The 17,594-nt window shown below is 70.7% G+C and carries 17 protein-coding genes; 11 read left to right on the top strand and 6 right to left on the bottom strand.

What is annotated here, in order from left to right:
- Nucleotides 1–27: 27 nt before the first annotated feature.
- Nucleotides 28–1,611 carry a putative glycoside hydrolase gene (locus AB0J78_RS03385; RefSeq protein WP_363786503.1) on the bottom strand — a complete coding sequence of 528 codons (1,584 nt, stop codon included), beginning with the start codon at nt 1,609–1,611 and terminating at the stop codon, nt 28–30.
- A gap of 176 nt (nt 1,612–1,787) precedes the next feature.
- On the opposite strand from AB0J78_RS03385, the gene AB0J78_RS03380 reads away from it, so the two are divergent.
- The 9 genes from AB0J78_RS03380 (at nt 1,788) to AB0J78_RS03340 (ending at nt 10,707) form a co-directional block, all read left to right on the top strand.
- Entirely contained in the window at nt 1,788–2,807 is a 1,020-nt protein-coding gene (locus tag AB0J78_RS03380; protein ID WP_363786501.1) for a polysaccharide deacetylase family protein, read from the top strand.
- Nucleotides 2,808–3,100: 293 nt separating this feature from the next.
- Nucleotides 3,101–5,200 carry a sensor histidine kinase gene (locus AB0J78_RS03375; protein ID WP_363786499.1) on the top strand — a complete coding sequence of 700 codons (2,100 nt, stop codon included), beginning with the start codon at nt 3,101–3,103 and terminating at the stop codon, nt 5,198–5,200.
- Nucleotides 5,197–5,577, top strand: a complete 381-nt coding sequence (locus AB0J78_RS03370; protein WP_363786497.1) for a roadblock/LC7 domain-containing protein — start codon at nt 5,197–5,199, stop codon at nt 5,575–5,577. Before AB0J78_RS03375 ends, AB0J78_RS03370 begins: the two co-directional genes overlap by 4 nt.
- 5 nt (nt 5,578–5,582) lie before the next feature.
- Nucleotides 5,583–5,933: a DUF742 domain-containing protein gene (locus AB0J78_RS03365; protein ID WP_363786495.1), complete on the top strand. Its 351-nt coding sequence runs from the start codon at nt 5,583–5,585 to the stop codon at nt 5,931–5,933.
- The gene (locus tag AB0J78_RS03360) at nt 5,917–6,513 is read left to right on the top strand and encodes an ATP/GTP-binding protein (RefSeq protein ID WP_363786493.1); all 597 of its coding nucleotides are present in this window, start codon (nt 5,917–5,919) and stop codon (nt 6,511–6,513) included. Before AB0J78_RS03365 ends, AB0J78_RS03360 begins: the two co-directional genes overlap by 17 nt.
- 114 nt (nt 6,514–6,627) lie before the next feature.
- The gene (locus AB0J78_RS03355; protein ID WP_363786491.1) at nt 6,628–7,926 is read left to right on the top strand and encodes an MFS transporter; all 1,299 of its coding nucleotides are present in this window, start codon (nt 6,628–6,630) and stop codon (nt 7,924–7,926) included.
- Nucleotides 7,923–9,065: an aspartate/glutamate racemase family protein gene (locus AB0J78_RS03350; protein WP_363786489.1), complete on the top strand. Its 1,143-nt coding sequence runs from the start codon at nt 7,923–7,925 to the stop codon at nt 9,063–9,065. Before AB0J78_RS03355 ends, AB0J78_RS03350 begins: the two co-directional genes overlap by 4 nt.
- A 28-nt stretch (nt 9,066–9,093) precedes the next feature.
- Complete coding sequence (locus AB0J78_RS03345) at nt 9,094–9,999, top strand: polysaccharide deacetylase (protein ID WP_363786487.1); 906 nt, start codon at nt 9,094–9,096, stop codon at nt 9,997–9,999.
- A gap of 42 nt (nt 10,000–10,041) precedes the next feature.
- Nucleotides 10,042–10,707, top strand: a complete 666-nt coding sequence (locus AB0J78_RS03340; protein WP_363786485.1) for a GntR family transcriptional regulator — start codon at nt 10,042–10,044, stop codon at nt 10,705–10,707.
- 7 nt (nt 10,708–10,714) lie between these two features.
- Here AB0J78_RS03340 and AB0J78_RS03335 read toward each other — a convergent pair whose 3' ends face one another.
- The 3 genes from AB0J78_RS03335 to AB0J78_RS03325 are packed head-to-tail and all read right to left on the bottom strand — an operon-like array spanning nt 10,715 to nt 14,289.
- The gene (locus AB0J78_RS03335) at nt 10,715–11,281 is read right to left on the bottom strand and encodes a GNAT family N-acetyltransferase (protein WP_363786483.1); all 567 of its coding nucleotides are present in this window, start codon (nt 11,279–11,281) and stop codon (nt 10,715–10,717) included.
- Complete coding sequence (locus tag AB0J78_RS03330; RefSeq protein ID WP_363786481.1) at nt 11,281–13,305, bottom strand: primosomal protein N'; 2,025 nt, start codon at nt 13,303–13,305, stop codon at nt 11,281–11,283. The genes AB0J78_RS03335 and AB0J78_RS03330 overlap by 1 nt, the downstream gene beginning before the upstream one ends.
- 60 nt (nt 13,306–13,365) lie before the next feature.
- A complete protein-coding gene (locus AB0J78_RS03325; protein WP_363786479.1) occupies nt 13,366–14,289 on the bottom strand; it encodes a YafY family protein in 924 nt (307 codons plus the stop codon).
- Nucleotides 14,290–14,373: 84 nt separating this feature from the next.
- Here AB0J78_RS03325 and AB0J78_RS03320 point away from each other — a divergent pair, with 84 nt between their 5' ends.
- Together AB0J78_RS03320 and AB0J78_RS03315 are read left to right on the top strand one after the other, a co-directional pair.
- Nucleotides 14,374–14,817, top strand: coding sequence for an SDR family oxidoreductase (locus AB0J78_RS03320; RefSeq protein ID WP_363786477.1), 444 nt, complete (start codon nt 14,374–14,376; stop codon nt 14,815–14,817).
- A 43-nt stretch (nt 14,818–14,860) separates the two neighbouring features.
- Entirely contained in the window at nt 14,861–15,316 is a 456-nt protein-coding gene (locus AB0J78_RS03315) for a tRNA (cytidine(34)-2'-O)-methyltransferase (RefSeq protein WP_363786475.1), read from the top strand.
- On the opposite strand, the gene AB0J78_RS03310 is transcribed toward AB0J78_RS03315, so the two are convergent.
- On the bottom strand, nt 15,303–15,998 hold the full coding sequence (locus tag AB0J78_RS03310) for a TIGR02206 family membrane protein (protein WP_363786473.1): 696 nt from the start codon (nt 15,996–15,998) through the stop codon (nt 15,303–15,305). The genes AB0J78_RS03315 and AB0J78_RS03310 overlap by 14 nt on opposite strands.
- 380 nt (nt 15,999–16,378) lie before the next feature.
- Nucleotides 16,379–17,575, bottom strand: a complete 1,197-nt coding sequence (gene metK, locus AB0J78_RS03305) for a methionine adenosyltransferase (protein ID WP_363786471.1) — start codon at nt 17,573–17,575, stop codon at nt 16,379–16,381.
- Nucleotides 17,576–17,594 lie beyond the last annotated feature (19 nt).

Genomic DNA, 17,594 nt, shown 5'->3' with positions numbered 1-17,594 from the left:
GAAACCGGGACGAACGGCCCGTCGCGGTCAGCCCCTCGGCACCAGGGCCGCGTCGTGGTAGCGGCAGTTCGGCGCCCACAGCAGGAACGAGTTCATGCCGTTGCTTCGCGCGGCCTCGATCTGGGCCGCGACCTCTCCTGGACCGTAGGACACCCCGAGGCTGAAGTCCTGCAACCACGGGATGATCTGCACGTCGGTTCCCTCCACGGCCTTGCCGAACGCGGCCAGCGAGCGGGCCACGATGTCGTAGGGCTGGCTGTTGGGGTTGCCGACGCCGAACTCACCGGCCGCCCAGTGCGAGGGGTAGACCATCGGCGCGATGTAGTCGACATAGTGCGACATCTGCCGGACGTCCTGGGCGATCTCGGTCGGCCGGTCGACGGCGATGCCGAACACCGATGCGCCCAGGAGCGCGCCGCGCGAGCGGACCTCGGTCTGCGTCTGGCGCAGGAACTCCGCGATGGAGGTCTCCGGGGTGCCGACCAGGTTCGGGATGCGCATCTGCTCCATGTGGCCGTCCGGCCGGCGCACGTAGTCGTAGAGCACGTCGTCGAACCCGAGCTGGGCTGCTTCGGCGGCGATGTCGACGTTGTACTGGCGCACCACCGGGTCGGCGAAGTTGGTGAAGGCGAACTGCCCGTAGCCGCTGGACCAGGGCGAACCACCCGAGGTCTGCACGACGCGTTCGGGGTGGCCGCTGTTCCAGGAGGCCGCGCCGAGCACCGGGTCCTTGAACGCCACGAGCCTGCCGACGACCCGCACGCCCATGCCGTGCAGCTGGTCGAGCGCCTGGCGCGCGTTGTAGTAGCCCTTGACGGCGCCGATCTGGTGGGCCATCGGGACCGCGGAGTCGTAGACGACCTCGCCGCTCTCGTCCTTGAGGTCGAGCTCGACGGTGTCGATCTTGCCCTGGCGGGCCAGCTCCAGGATCGGCTCGCGCAGCGAGTCGCTGGTCCAGGCCATGCCGGTGACGTGCACCGCGCGCATGCCCGGGTGTTTGATGTGGACGGTCATGACCCGTTCGGACCGGTTGCCCGCCACGTCGGTGGCGACGACCTTGACGTCGCGGTCGGGCTTGTCGACCACGACGCTGAACGCGCCCTGCGGGTCGGCCTTGACCTGCTTGCCCGCGACCTCGACGCGGTCGGCTCCGTGGGCCTTGCCGTTGACGGTCACCGGGCGGTTGGGACCTTCTGGCCGCAGCGAGTCCTCGACTTGGAGGTCCGGCGGCGTGCTGTCCACAGTGAACTCGTGACTCGTGGTGTCTGAACCGAGCCAGGAGATGCTGCGCGGTGCGTCGACGACCAACTCGTGCGGCCCATCCGGCAGACCGGCGGGTGCCAGCGCCATACCGCCCGCGACCTGCCGCGCGGCGACTTCCCGGCCGTCGATCGTGATCTTGGCGTTGCTCACTCCCCGGATACCGACTTCGGCATTGGTGTTCACCGGCTGATCCAAACCGGTGATCTTCACGTCCTCAGTGGACAGTGCGCGTAACAGGAGGAAACCGAAGACCAGCACCAGCGCGGTACCGACTCCGATCACGACGTACTTGGGCATTCCGGCGCTGATGGCCTTGATGCGGGCGCGCGCTGAAGCAGCATCCGACATCGGTTTCGCCTCCCCGACTTAGGCGAACTCGCGCGGTGCACGAATTTCCTTGCTGGACAATTGTGTTCCGGCCGCTCCCGGCGTCCGGAAACCCACTGTCGCAGTCGGATCGGGCTAGATCAATTGGCCAGTTGGAGTATCCCGCTACCGGAACCGGATCTATACCGTTGGTCCCGATGTTGCCCTCCAGAACCACGGTTCGCGCCGCCGCGCTCGCGATGTTGCTCGCGTCCGCGGCGTGCAGCGCACCCGCCGCGCCCGCTCCTCCGCCGCCTCCCGCTCCCGCCGCACCGCCCGCTCCCCCGCCGCCACCGGATCCCGCATCGGTCGGGGCCAACGAGCTCGGGGACGTCCCGGTGCTGATGTACCACCGCATCACACCCGCTCCGAGCAGCGTTTACGACCGCACTCCGGCCGATTTCCGGGCCGAGCTGGAACGGCTCGCCCGCGAGGGCTACGTTCCGGTGACGGCCACCGAGTACGCCTCCGGGAAGATCGACATCCCCGCGGGGAAGCACCCGGTGGTGCTGACCTTCGACGACGGCTCGGCCACCCAGTTCACTGTGGACCCGGCGGGGAACCCGGCGCCGGAATCGGCCGTCGGCATCCTGCTCTCGGTGGCTCAGACCAACCCGGGCTTCCGCCCAGTGGCAACGATGTACGTGTTCAATCCGCCGTTCGAGGAGCCCACCGGTCGGCGCAGCCTCACCTGGTTGCACGACAACGGTTTCGAGATCGGCAACCACACGATGAACCACCCCAACCTCGGCCGGGTCTCCTCGGCGGAGGCGCAGCAGGAGATCGCCGGGATGCAGCGCGTCATCACCGACGCCGTTCCGGGCCTGCGGGTGGACTCGATCGCGCTGCCGCTGGGCATGCACCCCGACGACGAGCGGCTGGCCTCCGACGGTTCGGGCGACGGGGTCACCTACCACCACACGAGCGTGATGCTGGTGGGCTCGAACCCGGCTCCGTCGCCGTTCACCACCGACTTCGACCCGGCCAACATCCCGCGGATCCGCTCGCAGGGCCCGGTCGGCGAGGACGCGGGTTACGGCTCGGCGGCCTGGCTCGACAAGCTCGCCGCCGACCCGGCGTCGCGCTACACCTCCGACGGAGATCCGGCCAAGACCTCGGCACCCCACTCGGCGAGCGCCCAGCCGACGCCGGGCGCACCGAACGTCCAGCGCTACTGACGCCGGTTCGCGCAGCTGCGGGCGGGACCTCGCGGCTGCGCGAAGTGGTTGCACGGTTTGTGGTTCCGCATGCTGATCGTGACCACCGCGTAGCCTGCGTTGGTATGAACGTGTCACATGCGTTGACACGACCTCCACTTCGCGACACGCAGGGTTGATCAGCTGCTAGCGTCCGTGCACTCATCATCGCCGCTGAAACCGGAGGGGGGTTTCCGCTGGTGACGTCACAGGACGCCGACACTCATCACCGGACCATCAAGAGGCGTCTTTCGCGCGCGCTCACACTGCCGATCGTGCTGCTGTCGGTCGTGCTGCTGTCCTCGACGGTGCCGCAGGGGGTCGAATCCTTCGTCGTCTGGAGGATCGGAGTCGCGGCCAAGGAGGCCGGTACGTCCGCGATGCGCGGTTTCGAGGCGCTCCAGCACGAACGCGACCTGTCTGTGCGGACCGGGATCCCGCCCGCGGAACTGACCGCCGCGCGTGCCGCGACCGACCGCAACGTCGCCGAGCTCAACGCCACGCTGGACGCTCTGACGGGATACGCGCCGGAGCCGATCGCCGAGAAGACCGCGCAGTTCCAGCGCCGCCTGGCCGAACTGCCGCAGCGCCGAACGCTCGCGCAAGGCACCGAGCTCAACCGGCGCGCGACCGTCGACTACTTCAACTCCGTGATCGACTCGGGCATCGACCTGTTCGACACCCAGTCCCGCCTCGCCCACGACATCCAGGTCACCCAGGAAGGCATCACCGCCACCGAGCTGCTGCGCGCCTCCGACCTGATGCAGCGCGCGGCCATGATCGGCGGGGCCGCGGTGGACTCGGGTCGTTTCGACGCGGGCGAGCACCTCGCGTTCGCCGAGCGGGTGTTCACCTACCGCAGCCGGATCCGGGCCGAGAGCGCCCATTCCGCGCCGCAGGTGCAGGAGCGCTACCGCGAGCTGACGCGTTCGGGGGCCTGGCAGCGGCTCACCGCTGTGGAGGACCAGCTGATCGCGGCCGGTGCGGACGCGCCGAACGCGATGTCGCCGCAGCAGCAGCGGGCCTGGCACACCGACGTCAGCACGGTGGGCAGCGAGCTCAACGCGATGTCGATGGCCCAGTCCGACCACGCGATCACGCTGGGCATGACGCAGAGCTACGCGAAGTTCGTCTGGACGATCCTGGTGGTGCTGGTCGCGGTCGCGGTGATCGCCGGCTGCTGGTGGTACTCGTGGCGCAACATCGGGGTCACCGAGCAGGTGCTGGCTCGGCTGGCCCGGCTGCGGGACGCGGTGCTGCACCGCACCAACGACCTGCTGCCGCCGATCCTGGAGCGCGCCCGGGAGGGCAAACGGGTCGACGTCGACGGCGAGCTGGGCGAGCTGGACTTCGGTCGCGACGAGATCGGCCAGGTCGCCGACGCGATGGAGGTCTCGCAGCGCGCCACCATCGACGCCACGATCAACGAGGCCGCCACGCACGCGGCGTTCCGCAGCGCCATCGCCGCGATCGCCAGCGGGCAGCAGACGCTCATCCAGCAGGCGATCGTGCTCATCGACGCCGCTGAGCACGACGAGCAGGACCCGGCCAAGCTCCGGCGGTTGCTGCAGGTCGACAGCACGGTCACGCGGCTGCGGCGCAAGATCGAGAACCTGCGGGTGCTCTCCGGTGACCGACCGGGTCGCCGCTGGCGCGACCCGGTGCCGCTGGGCAAGCTCGTGCAGTCGGCGATCGGCGAGACCGAGCACTACACGCGGATCAACGTCCGCGCGGTGCCCGCGGTGGCGGTCAAGGGACCGGCGGTCACCGACACGATCCGGGTGCTGGCGGAGCTGATGGACAACGCCACCCGCTTCTCGCCGCCGAACTCGCCGGTGGTGGTGCGGGTGGAGCGCGCCGACGACGGCGTGCTGGTGGAGATCGAGGACTGCGGTCTGGGCATGAAGGAGCCCGACCGCGAGCGGATCAACCGAACGCTCGCCGCGCCACCGGATTTCACCGCCACGTCGGTGCAGGACGACGTGCGGCTCGGCCTCGTCGTGGTCAGCCGGCTCGCGCAGCGGCGCGGCATCGCCGTCAGCCTGCACCCCGGTGAGGGTTCGGGAACGCGCGCCTCGGTGGCGCTGCCCGGCGACATCATCGCCGAGCACGTGTTCGCGCAGCGCGAGCGCAGCACCGAGACGACGATCCGGATGCGGCGCCGACCCCACAGCACGTCGACGGTGACCGAACCGGACTCGCCCGGCGGCCTGCCGCAGCGCAAGCGCGGCACCACGCTCGCGCGGCTCAAGGGCAGACCGGGCGAATCCTCCACCGAGGGAACGGTTTCCGAGGATGAAGAGCAGTCGTCCGGGGCGGTAGCGTTCATGAACAAGATCCGACGCGCCCGTGCTGAGCAGGAGGGACGTTCGTGAACAGCGACAACCTGAGCTGGTTGCTCGAAGATTTCCGCAGGCAGGTTCCCGATGTCCGGGGCCTCATCTTGTTCTCGGCCGACGGCCTGCCCACCTCGTTCTCCGGCATGTCCGAGGACGAGGCCGACGCGCTGGCCGCCCTGGGGGCCTCGATCAACAGCATGGTGTCCAGCGCGAGCGCGCACACCGGTTCCGGGGGTGTGCGGAGCACGCTGATCGAGAGCGACGAGGCGTTCCTGATGCTCGGCCAGGCCGCGGAGCGCACCGGCCTGCTGGTCGTCGTTCCGGCGAGCGCGGACCTCGAACTGGCGTCCACGGCCGTCGAGCAGCTGGTCTCGCGGGTGGGTTCGCACCTGGCCACTCCGGCGCGGCGGTGACCGGCATGGCCGAGTGGAACGACGACGAACCCGGACCGCTGGTGCGGCCCTACGTGCACACCGGCGGTCGCACCGATGTCACCAGCGACGAGCTGGACGTGTCGGCTCTGCTGCACGCCGTTCCCGACACCACCGTCGACGACGTGTCGCTGAGCGCCACGACGGTGCGGGAGTTGTGCTCGAAACCGGTTTCGCTGGCCGAGATCGCCGCGGAGCTGGAGAGCCCGATCTCGGTGGCGCGCGTGCTGGTCGGCGATCTCGTCGACCGCGGCCTGCTGCGGGTGACCGCGCCGCGCACCGACCGGCCTGACGTTTCGTTCATGGAGAGGCTTCGCAACGATGTCCGGAACCTGTGACCCGACCACGACCTCGGCGAAGATCGTGATCGCCGGGGCTTTCGGGGTCGGCAAGACCACGATGATCACCAAGCTCACCGATCGGGAGCCGCTGCGGACCGAGGAGATCCTCACCGAGGCGGGTGTCGGGATCGACGACCTGGCGGGCGTGCAGGACAAGAAGACCACGACGGTCGCCCTGGACTTCGGTCGGCTGGACCTGCCCAGCGGCCCGAAGCTCTACCTGTTCGGCACTCCAGGCCAGGACCGCTTCTGGCCGATGTGGGACAGCATCGCGCTCGGCGCGCTGGGCGCGATCGTCATCGTCGACCCGCAACGGCTGGGCCAGTGCTTCGCCATCCTCGACTTCTTCGAGGACCGCGGGATCCCGTTCGTGGTCGCGGTCAACGAGTTCGACGGCGCTCCGCACCACGAACCGGACCAGATCGCCGGGGCTCTCGACCTCGACCCGGACGTCCCGGTCCTGCACTTCGACGCCAGGAGCAAACCGGCCACCAAGGACGTCCTGGTCGCAGTCCTGGATCGAGCCATCGAGCACCGCACCGGCCGACCGGACGCGGCCCGGGCGACGAGCCCCTAGCACGCCGGACGCGGCTTTTACCCGACGGTTACAACTGACTCTTGTTCATCGGCGGATCAGCTCATACCTTTGTTTGGTATACCGTGTTGGTATACCAAACAAAGGATGATGCAGATGTCCAACACCCGTTGGCGCTTGTTCGGTCTCCTGTTGTTGTTGGTCACCGTCAACTACATCGACCGCGGATCGCTGTCCGTGGCCCTCCCGATGATCAAGACCGAGTTCGGCATCGGGCCCGAGGTCACCGGCGTCCTGCTGTCGGTCTTCTTCTGGGCCTACGCCGCCATGCAGATCCCGGCCGGTTGGCTGATCGACCGGTTCGGTCCGCGCAAGCTGATCACCGCGGCCTGCCTGGGCTGGGGCGGAGCGACCGCGATCTCGGGCCTCGCGCCCAACACCGCCACGATGGCGGTCGGCAGAGCCGCGCTCGGCGTCGCCGAAGCACCCATCATGCCCGCGGGCGGCAAGCTCAACGCCGTCTTCCTCACCGAGAAGGAGCGCGGCCGCGGCGCCACCATCCTCGACGCCGGCGCGCCGCTGGGCTCGGCGTTCGGCGGCGTCGTGATCACCGGGCTCATCGCGGCCACCGGCAGCTGGCGGTGGGCGTTCGTCGCCGCCGGTGTCGCCACGATGCTGCTCGGGTTCTGGGCGTGGCGGGCCATCCGCGACACCCCGGAAGCCCATCCCGGCGTCGACGACGCCGAACGCGCCTACCTCGCCGAGGCCCGGCGCGAGGAGAACGCGCGGCACCAGGCCACCGGCCGCCGGGCCGGCCTCCTGCACTACCTGCGCTACCGCAGCTTCTGGGCGATGTGCCTGGGATGGCTGGGTTTCAACGGCGTCTTCTACGGACTGCTGACCTGGGGTCCGCTGTTCTTGTCGGAGAGCAAGGGTTTCGACCTCAAGACCATCGGCTGGTCCACCTTCGTCATCTTCGGCGCCGGTTTCGTCGGTGAGATCCTCGGCGGGCAGCTCGCCGACCGCCTCCGCGACCGCGGCTACCGCACCAACCCGGTGATGCGGACCCTGCTGGGCTTCGCCGGGCTGTGCGTGATCGCCGGACTGGTCGGCGTCGTGCTCGTGCCGGGCCCGATCGCCGCGATCACCCTGCTGTCCACCGTGCTGTTCTTCCTGCGCTGGGTCGGCCTGTTCTGGGCCGTGCCCGCGATCCTCGGCGGCACCGAGGACGCCGGGGTGCTCGGCGGGGCCATGAACCTGGCGGGCAACATCTCCGGGTTCATCACGCCGATCGCGGTCGGGCTCATCGTCGGCGCGACCGGTGGTTACACCGGGGCGCTGCTCTACTTCGTCGGTGCCGGGGTCCTCATGACGATCTCCGTGCTGGTCCTGGACTACAGCACGCGACTGGCTCCCCGCTCCGAGTCCAGCCCGATCCGGGGAGGTGCGGCATGACCCGCATCGGCATGATCGTCCCGTCGTCGAACACCACCGTCGAGCCCGCCACCCGGCGGTTGCTGGCCGATCGGTCCGATGTCGACTTCGTGTGCACCCGAATTCCCGTGCACGCCATCGCGCGCGACGGTTCGGGCGCGTCCTTCGACGTCGAGACGATGGTCGACGCCGCGGCGCTGCTGGCCGATGCCGCGGTGGACTGCGTCGTCTGGAACGGCACCGCCGGGTCGTGGCTGGGAGCCGACCACGACCGGCGGATCGTCGAGGCGATCACCGACCGCACCGGCATCCCGACCACCACCTCGACGCTGGCGATCCTGCAGGCCTGCCGCGCCTTCGGTATCACCGAACTGGCCTGCGCCACGCCCTACACCTCCGACGTGGTGGAGGCGATCATCGCCGAGTACGGGCGGCACGGGATCGGCATCACCGGACACCGCGAGTGGGGACTGACCGACAACCGCTCCTTCGCCGCCCCCGATTCCGCCGAGGTCGCCGCGCTGCTGCGCGGTGCGATGAGCTCCGGTGGCCAGGCGGTCGGGCTGATCTGCACCAACGTGGACGGGGCCGCGGTCGCCGAGTCCGTCGAGGACGAGCTGGGCGTCCCGGTGATCGACAGCATCGCCGCGACGTCGTGGTGGGCCCTGGAAACCGTCGGCGCGCCCGCGCGCATCACCGGCGCCGGGGCGCTGCTCGACCAGGCGGACCTGCGGCACCGGGCCACCGCGCTCGTCACCGAGCTCCGCGAGCGCACCGGCTGCGACCGGACCACCCTGCGCATCGACGACCCCCGGCGGGGCCTGCACGTCGACCTGTGCGCGGCCGAGTCGCGCGCCGCGGGCGTGCGCTCCATCCAGCACGACCCGTCCCTAGACCAGCGCGGCCTCGACACCGTGCGGTGGCTGGACGAGCACCGCCGGGTCCTCGTCCAGCCCGCGTTCACCGAACCGCCCTTCCCGCCGCAAGCGCTGCGCGAGGTCTACGGCGTGAGCGCGCAGGTGCTGGGCCCGGTCGAACGGGACGGGGACGTCGTGGCGTGGCTGTCGGCGCACAGCATGGCCGAACGCGAGTGGTCCGCCTCCGATGTGGAGGCCGTGAACGCCGCGCGGGATGCGGTGGCCGCACTCCTCGACCGGTGAATCCCCGATGTGGAAAGGGAAAGAACGCATGAAGAAGATCCAGGTCTGCGTCGGCGTCGATGTGGACTCCTGCGCGGGATGGCTGGGCTCCTACGGTGGCCAGGACTCCCCCAACGACATGCAGCGCGGCGTGTTCGCCGGTCAGGTCGGCGTGCCCCGGATGCTGAAGCTGCTGGAACGACGCGGCATCACCACCACGTGGTTCTGGCCCGGCCACTCGATCGAGACCTTCCCCGAGCAGGCGCGGATGTGCGTGGAGGCCGGGCACGAGATCGGCGCGCACGGATACAGCCACGAGAACCCGCGATCGCTGTCGCCGGAGCAGGAACGCGACGTGATGGCCAAGAGCGTCGAGCTCATCGAGGACCTGTGCGGCGAGCGACCGCGGGGATACGTCGCGCCGTGGTGGGAGATGAGCGAGCACACCGCGGGCATCCTCGCCGAGTTCGGGTTCTCCTACGACCACTCGCAGAACTACCACGACTTCGTGCCGTTCTACGCGCGCGTCGGCGACCGGTGGACCCCGATCGACACCTCGCAGCCCGCGGCCCACTGGATGAAACCGCTTGCCCACGGCGAGGAAATCGATCTCGTCGAGTTCTGCGGCAACTGGTACGTCGACGACCTGCCGCCGATGATGTTCATCAAGTCGCACCCGAACTCGCACGGGTTCGTCAACCCGCGCGACATCGAAGCCCTGTGGAACGACCAGTTCGACTGGGTCCACCGCGAGCTCGACTACGCGGTCATCCCGATGACGCTGCACCCCGACGTCTCCGGGCGCCCGCAGGTGCTGCTGATGCTGGAACGCCTGCTGGACCGGTGGGCGGGCTTCGAGGGCGTCGAGTTCGTGACGATGGCCGAGTCGGCCGACGAGTACCGCCGGCGCTTCCCCTTCGAGGCGCCTGCGCGGCCCGACGGCGTGGGCCGGTGAGCAGGTGATTCGACCGAGCGCACTGCTAGGATCGGGGACGGCATGTCCCGGACAGATTCCCACCCGAACGCGACCGAGAACGTCTTGCTGCGAGGTCGGCTGATCGACACCTTGCGCAACGACGTGATCATCGGTCGCTACCCTCCCGGCTACCGGCTCGTCGAGCGGGACGTCGCCGACACCTACGGTGTCTCGCGGCTTCCCGCCCGGGAGGCGTTGCAGGCGCTGCGCGCCGAGGGCTTCCTCGAGGTCCGCAACTCGCGCGGTCTGGTCGTGCGGACCTGGACCGAGACCGACGTCAGCGAGCTGTTCGACATCCGCCAGGCGCTGGAGGCGGTCGCTTGCCGGCAGGCCGCCGAGCAGCGCACCGATGACGACCTCACCGCGCTGCGCGAGGCGGTCGACGACGCCGACGCCGCCTTCAGCTCCGGTGACACGGCCGGTGCGCACGACGCGAACGCGCTGTTCCACCAGCTCCTGGTCACCGCCGCGCGCAACCGCACGCTCAGCGAGGTCATCGCGCCCGTCCTCTACCGCGTCCAGTGGCTGGTCCGGCAGATCCCCGACCCGCACTCGGTCTCCGACGACCACCACGCCCTCGTCGACGCCATCGCCGCTGGTGATCCCCGCCGGGCCCAACACCTGGCCACCACTCACGCCGAGCGCAACCGCACCAAGACCCTCCGGGCGATGTTCCCCACCCGCTGACCCGCGGTCACCCCTGGGCGAGCCACTCGTCGCGGGTGAGGGCGTATTCGACGTCGCCGTGCTCGGAGCCCTCGATGGGCCCTTCCGGCCAGGTGGTGAAGAACGTGCGGACGTAGCGGAGCCCTGCCTTTTCCATCACCCGGCGGGATCCGGTGTTGACCGTCATGGTCTGGGCCCAGACCCGGCGCAGGTCGAGTTCGGTGAACCCCTTGCCGATGAGGGCGATCGCGCCCTCGGTGGCCAGGCCCCGGCACCAGGTGGAGCGGTGCATCCGGTAGCCGAGCTCGAAGTCGTCGGACTCGGTCGGCGTGTTCGGGTGGAACTTGAAAAGGCCCAGGAATTCACCGGTTCCGCGATCGGCGGCGACCCAGTTGCCGTGGCCGCCGAAGCGCGCGTAGCGGTCCAGGTACAGCGGCATGGTCCTGGACCGGACCTCGTCGAACGTGGTCGGCAGGCCGCCGTTGAGGTAGCGCATGACCTCGGGATCGTTGTTGAGGCGGAAGACCTCGCCGGAATCCTCCTCGGTGAGCTCCCGCAGCACCACCCGCTCGGTCTCCAGGAAGATCCGGACCACTACAGCATCTCCAACGGATCCAGGCGGACCCGGAGCTCGGTGGCCTTCCGCGCCGCGCGGATCGCCTGGGCGGCGTGCAGGGAGTCGGCCAGGGCCCGGCCTTCGGAGCGGTCGACGCGGACGATGAGGCGTTCTCGCTCGGAGTTGCCGTCCTCGTCGACCTCGCCGAGCGGTACCGGCCCGAGGACCTCGGCGCTGGCGGGGAGGTCCGCGGAGTCCAGGAGGGCTTCGATGGCGTCGGGCGTGCCGTCGACGGCCGCGACGCGGCGCGCAGGCGGGAAGCCGAGCTCGGCGCGTTCGGCGAGCTCCTGCGCGGCGTACCAGGCGGGATCCCAGCGGACTAGGGCCTGCACCGGCTGCAGCGAGGACTCGGCCATCACCACGACCCGACCGCCTTCGGAAGCGGGCCGGACGAGCGCGGCCGCGGCGAACCACTTGCGCAGCGCGGTCTCCGAAGCCCGCAGCTCCGGTCGTCCGAGCATGGTGCGTCCGTCGAGCAGCAACGCCGCGCCGTAACCGCCGTCGGCGACCGGTTCGGCGCCGGGCGTGCACACGATCAGCGCGGGCTTGCCGGGCACGTCGGCGAGGATCTCGCCCGCCCCGGAGGTGCGCACCGGGAACCCGGGGAACGCGCGCCCCAGCTCCTCGGCGGTGCGGCCGGCCCCGACGGCGACCGCGCGCAACCGGCGCGACCCGCACTGGGGGCACTTGAACGCGGCTTCGGCCGCCCCGCACCACTGGCACGCAGCGGGTTTGGGCATGCCGTCCTCGGTTCCGCCGGGCAGCGCCAGCGGCCCCGCGCACCGTCGGCACCGGGCGCGTTCGCGGCAGTCTCCGCAGGCCAGCGCAGGCACGTAGCCACGGCGGGGCACCTGGACGAGCACCGGGGCGCCGTTGTTGAGCGCGGCCCGGGCGGCCTCGAAGCCGACCGAGGGCAGCCGGGCCGCGCGGGCGGCCGGATCGCGGGCCAGCTGGGTGTCATCCTCGCCGATGGAGGTGACGCGCGGTGCGGCGCTGCGGACTTCGGTGCGGTGCGCGACGAGTTCGTGCGCCCAGCCGGATTCGACCAGCAGCGCGGCCTCGGCGGTGCGCGCGAACCCGCCGACGATCAGCGCGGCACCGGCGGTGTGGGCGCGCTGGGTGAGCACGTCGCGGGTGTGCGGGTAGGGCACCTGCGGGTAGCTGTGCAGGTCGTCGCCGTCGTCCCACACCACGGCCAGCCCCAGGTCGCGGACCGGCGCGAACATCGCCGCGCGCGTGCCGATGACGACCCGGGCGGCGCCGCGCAGCGCTGCGAGCCAGTGCTTGTACCGCTCGGCCGGGCCGCTGTCGGCGGTCAGCGTCACCACGTCGTCGCCGAGCAGCGCCGCGCACGCGGAGTGCAGGCGCTTGAGGTCGCGGTGGTCGGGGACGACGATCAGCGCGCCGCGCCCGGCCGACGCCGTGGTCGCGGCGGCCTCGGCGAGCCGGGCGGGCCAGTCCTCCCCCGGCAGCGCCTGCCACACCGCCCGCGCGGGACGACCGGCGTGCAGCGCGTCCAGAAAGGACTGGCCGTGCTGATATCGCTGCCACGCGGGCGTTTCCGGGCGTTGCGGTGGCGGGAGCGGCTCGCGGCGCGCGGACTTCTCGGCAGCCGCGCTGCGCGGCGGGATCGCCAGCCGCAGGACGTCGACGAGCATCCCGCCGTAGCGGTGGGCGACGGCCTGGGCCTGGGCGAGCATGTCGGGCGTGAGCACCGCTTCCGGCGAGGACACCCGCTCCAGCCAGGCGAGATTGCCCTTGAAGTCGGAGGTCTCGACGCGTTCCAGCAGGTAGCCGTCGACGAGCTTGCCGCGGAAGCGCACCCGCACCCGGCAGCCCGGTTGCGCGTCGGCGTCGAGCCGGTCGGGAACGCGGTAGTCGAACGGGCGGTCCAGGTGCACCGGGAGCGGGACGTCGACCAGCACGCGCGCGATGGGGCTGGTCGCCGCCGCCGTGCGCTCGGTCTCCTCCCCCTTCCGCTTCCGGGGCTGCCCTGCTGCCATGCCTCTTCTCTACCATGCACCCCCGTCGTGACCGGGCGCCGGAGTCGACCGGCGAGTTGGTCACCGCGAGCCGGCCTGGCCGAGCCGGTGGGCGAGCTGAGCCGCCGCCTCGCGCAGCTCGGGGGCATCGATGATCGTGAAGTCCCGGTCGAGCGCGGCGAGGTAGACGGCGAGGTCGTGCGGGGTGTCGGCCCCGGCTTCCACCAGGCAGCTGCCAGGCCCGAGCGCGGTGACGGGCCACGCGACCGGGAGCAGGCACGCGACCTCCTCCGCCGAGCCGTGGACCTCGACGTCGGCCCGGTAGTTCCACAGCACCTCCGCGACGCCCCGCGTGACGAACCCGGTAAAGCCCCCGTCCGGCGGCTCCCTGGGCTCGAAGCGGGGACCGCCCGGGGTGCGCAGCCGTATCCGGTCGACCCGGTAGGTGCGCCAGTCGGCCCGGTCGAGGTCCCACCCGACGAGATACCAGCGGCGGCCGGTGCTGACCAGGCGGTGCGGCTCGACATCACGGCTGGTCACGGCCTCGTCGCGGACGCGGTAGTCGAAGCGCAGCCGCTCGTGGTCGCGGCAGCTGCGGGCGATCTCGCCGAGAACGTCGGGGTCGACATCAGGGCCGGGGACCGCCGCGCTGGTGGCCTGCAACGCCCGCACGCGCGCACCCAGCCGCGGCGGGAGCACCTGCTGGAGCTTGGTGAGCGCGCTGATCGCCGCTTCGGTGCCCGCCGAGCGCAGCGCAACCGCCACGGCGACCGCCTCGTCGTCGTCGAGGAGCAGCGGCGGCAGCGCGGCACCCGCGCCCAGCCGGTAGCCGCCGCCGACACCGGACGTGGCGTGGACCGGATATCCCAAGCCCCGCAGGCGTTCCACGTCGGCGCGCACCGTGCGGGTGCTGACCTCCAAGCGCTCGGCGAGCTCGGGCCCGGGCCGGTCCGGCCGGCTCTGCAGCAACGTCAGCAGGCGCAACAACCGCGCGGCGGTGTCCATCGGTCCATTGTCGCCGACATCGCGGAAGCGGCCTTTCCGCGATTGCCGCGATGGTGGGTTCATGACGTCGCCTCCACGACGCCGATGGCGGACCTGACCGAGCAGGAGTTCGACCGCGTGCTGGCGGTCAACACCAAGGGCCCGCTCCACGCCATGCAGCGCGCGGCGGGCCTGATGTCCCGGGGCGGGCGCATCGTGAACATCTCGACGATGACCACGGTGTGGGCTTCTCCCGGCGAATCCGCCTACGCGGCCAGCAAAGCCGCGCTCGAACAGCTGACGATCGTGGCCGCGAAGGAACTCGGCGAGCGGGGCATCACCGTCAACGCCGTCTCCCCCGGCCCGACCGACACCGACTTCCTGCGCGGCGCCGTGCCGCCGTCGGCGCTGGAGGCCGCGGCGAGCATGATCCCGCTCGGTCGGCTGGGCGCGCCGGAGGACGTCGCCGACGTCGTCGCCTTCCTCGTCAGCGACCAGGCCCGGTGGGTGACGGGGCAGAACGTGCGCGTGACCGGCGGTCTCGTCTGACCCGTGGTGGGCGCTCCCTGCTGGGGTGTGAAAGCATTTTCGAGTGTTCCACGTCGTCTTCTACCACCCCGAGATTCCCGGGAACGCCGGGAACGCGATCCGGATGGCCGCCGGTTCCGGCGCCGCGCTGCACCTGATCGAGCCGCTGGGGTTCTCCGTGGAGGACGCGAAGCTGCGCCGCGCCGGGCTGGACTACCACGACCGCGCCGCGCTGCACGTCCACCGGAGCCTGGAGGCCTGCTGGGAGGAGCTGCGCCCGGAGCGCGTCATCGCGTTCACGGCCCGCACCGAGGCCTCCTACGTCGACGTGGAGTACCGGCCCGGCGACGTCCTGCTGTTCGGCCCGGAGTCCACCGGACTGCCGGACGACCTCATCGATGCGGCATCGCTGCGGGTGCGCATCCCGATGCTGCCCGGCATCCGCTCGATGAACCTCGCCAACTCCGCCGCCGTCGCCGTGTACGAGGCCTGGCGGCAGCACGACTTCAAGGCGCCGTGACCGGCTCGCGGCTGCGCGTCCAGGGCCAGGTGAGCAGCGCCCAGGCGGCCATGCCGACGGCGAGCTCCACCGCGAGGTAGGTCGGCCAGCCGCCCATCAGGTCGAGCAGCGACGGGTTCTCCGGCTTGCTGCTGACGAAGCCGTAGTTGGTGCCGGCCACCTCGTTGAACACCAGCATCGCCAAGCCCCACGCGACGGTGACCCCGACCGAGATCCAGTACCCGCGCCACGTGGGCCGGAGCCCGACCACCCAGGTCAGGAAGGCCGCCGCCCAGATCACCAGCAGGTGCTGGCCCCAGAACTCGACGAAGTTGACGTGCGGGAAGTCGGGTGCGTCCAGGGCCGGTGTGATGATGGCCTGCGGCGTCAGCGTCAGGCCCCAGAAGTAGAGCAACGCGTGCGGCGTCGCCCGCCGCGTCCACAACGCCCAGGCGGCCACCATCCAGGCGAGGTCGCACAGGTGCAGCGGCAGCGACTCGGCGACGTTCCACTCCCCCGGCATCAACCGGAACGCCAGCAGCGGAACGTTGAACCCCAGCACCACGACCGCGAACGCCCGGCACCACCGCTCCAGGGCCTGCTCGTGCAATCCCCGCCCGAGCACGACGAGGATCACCGACCCGGCCACGATGAGCACCATCAGCACCCAATGCGACGGGCCGTAAGGCTCGAACCGATCCACAACCGGCCCCACACCCCCAGAGTCACCCACCCGAGAGACCACGTCAATCGGGCCCCAGAACCACCCTTCAACCCCAACTGAAACCACCAAGAGCCTGGGCGTGAGCCGCTCCTCTCGACGCCCAGCCACGCCCAAAGCTCCCCCACCTCCACCACCCGTCCAGACCACCACGCCACACGACTCCCCGCCTCCAGCACCCAGCGGACCGTCTCGTCCCCAGCTGAGTTCCCGGATTTCAGCGGAAATCGGGACTCAGCTGGGCGACCACCACAGGTCTGGGGCAGCCCAGAGAGACTGCGGGTGTGCGCGAAATGGGAGGCGCCCCACGGGCTTTGAGACCGTGGGGCGCCTGGGTTGCTGAGTTTCCCGGGGGTTGACCGTTAGAGGCCGGCTGCGGTCTTGAGGGCGTCGGCTCGGGAGGTGGATTCCCAGGGGAGGTCGACGTCCGTGCGGCCGAAGTGGCCGTAGGCGGCGGTGGCCGAGTAGAGGGGGCGCAGGAGGTCGAGGTCGCGGATGATGGCGGCCGGACGGAGGTCGAAGACCTCGTTGACGGCCTGCTGGATCCGGTCGGGGTCGACGGTCTCGGTGCCGAAGGTCTCGATGAACAGTCCGACCGGGGCGGCCTTGCCGATGGCGTAGGCGACCTGGACCTCGATGCGCTTGGCGAGTCCGGCGGCGACGACGTTCTTGGCCACCCACCTCGTCGCGTACGCCGCGGAGCGGTCGACCTTGGACGGGTCCTTGCCGGAGAAGGCGCCGCCGCCGTGGCGGGCCATGCCGCCGTAGGTGTCGACGATGATCTTCCGCCCGGTCAGGCCGGCGTCGCCCATGGGACCGCCGACGACGAACCGGCCGGTCGGGTTGACCAGCAGCCGCGTGTCGGAGGTGCTCAGCGCCAGCGACGAGATCTCCGGCTCCACGACGTGGGCCTTGATGTCGCCGACGAGCTGCCCGTCGAGGTCGATCTCCTCGGCGTGCTGGGTGGACAGCACGACGGTGTCCAGCCGCACGGCCTTCTCGCCGTCGTACTCGATGGTGACCTGGGTCTTGCCGTCGGGCCGCAGGTAGGGCAGCACGCCGTCCTTGCGGACGCGGGTGAGCCGACGCGACAGCCGGTGAGCCAGCGCGATGGGCAGCGGCATGAGCTCGGGCGTGTCGTCGCAGGCGTAGCCGAACATGAGGCCCTGGTCTCCGGCGCCCTGCTGGGCGATCTCGTCGATGACGCCTTCGACGCGGGTTTCGTGCGCGGTGTCGACGCCCTGCGCGATGTCGGGCGACTGGGAGCCGATGGCGACGTTGACGCCGCAGGAGTTGCCGTCGAAGCCCTTGGCGGAGGAGTCGTAGCCGATCTCGAGGATCTTCTCGCGCACGATGGCGGGGATGTCGGCGTAGGCCTCGGTGGTGACCTCGCCGGCCACGTGCACCTGCCCGGTGGTCACCATGGTCTCCACCGCGACGCGGGAGCGCGGGTCCTGCGCGAGCAGCGCGTCCAGGACGGAGTCGCTGATCGCGTCGCAGATCTTGTCGGGATGCCCTTCGGTCACCGACTCACTGGTGAACAACCGCTGCTGACTCAACGACTCTCCTCTGGTGCTT

The organism is Saccharopolyspora sp. NPDC049426 (genome assembly GCF_040676935.1).
Taxonomy (GTDB): Bacteria; Actinomycetota; Actinomycetes; order Mycobacteriales; family Pseudonocardiaceae; genus Saccharopolyspora.
The sequence above is the reverse complement of the archived record's forward strand: the minus strand, read 5'-3'. Positions and strand labels throughout refer to the sequence as shown.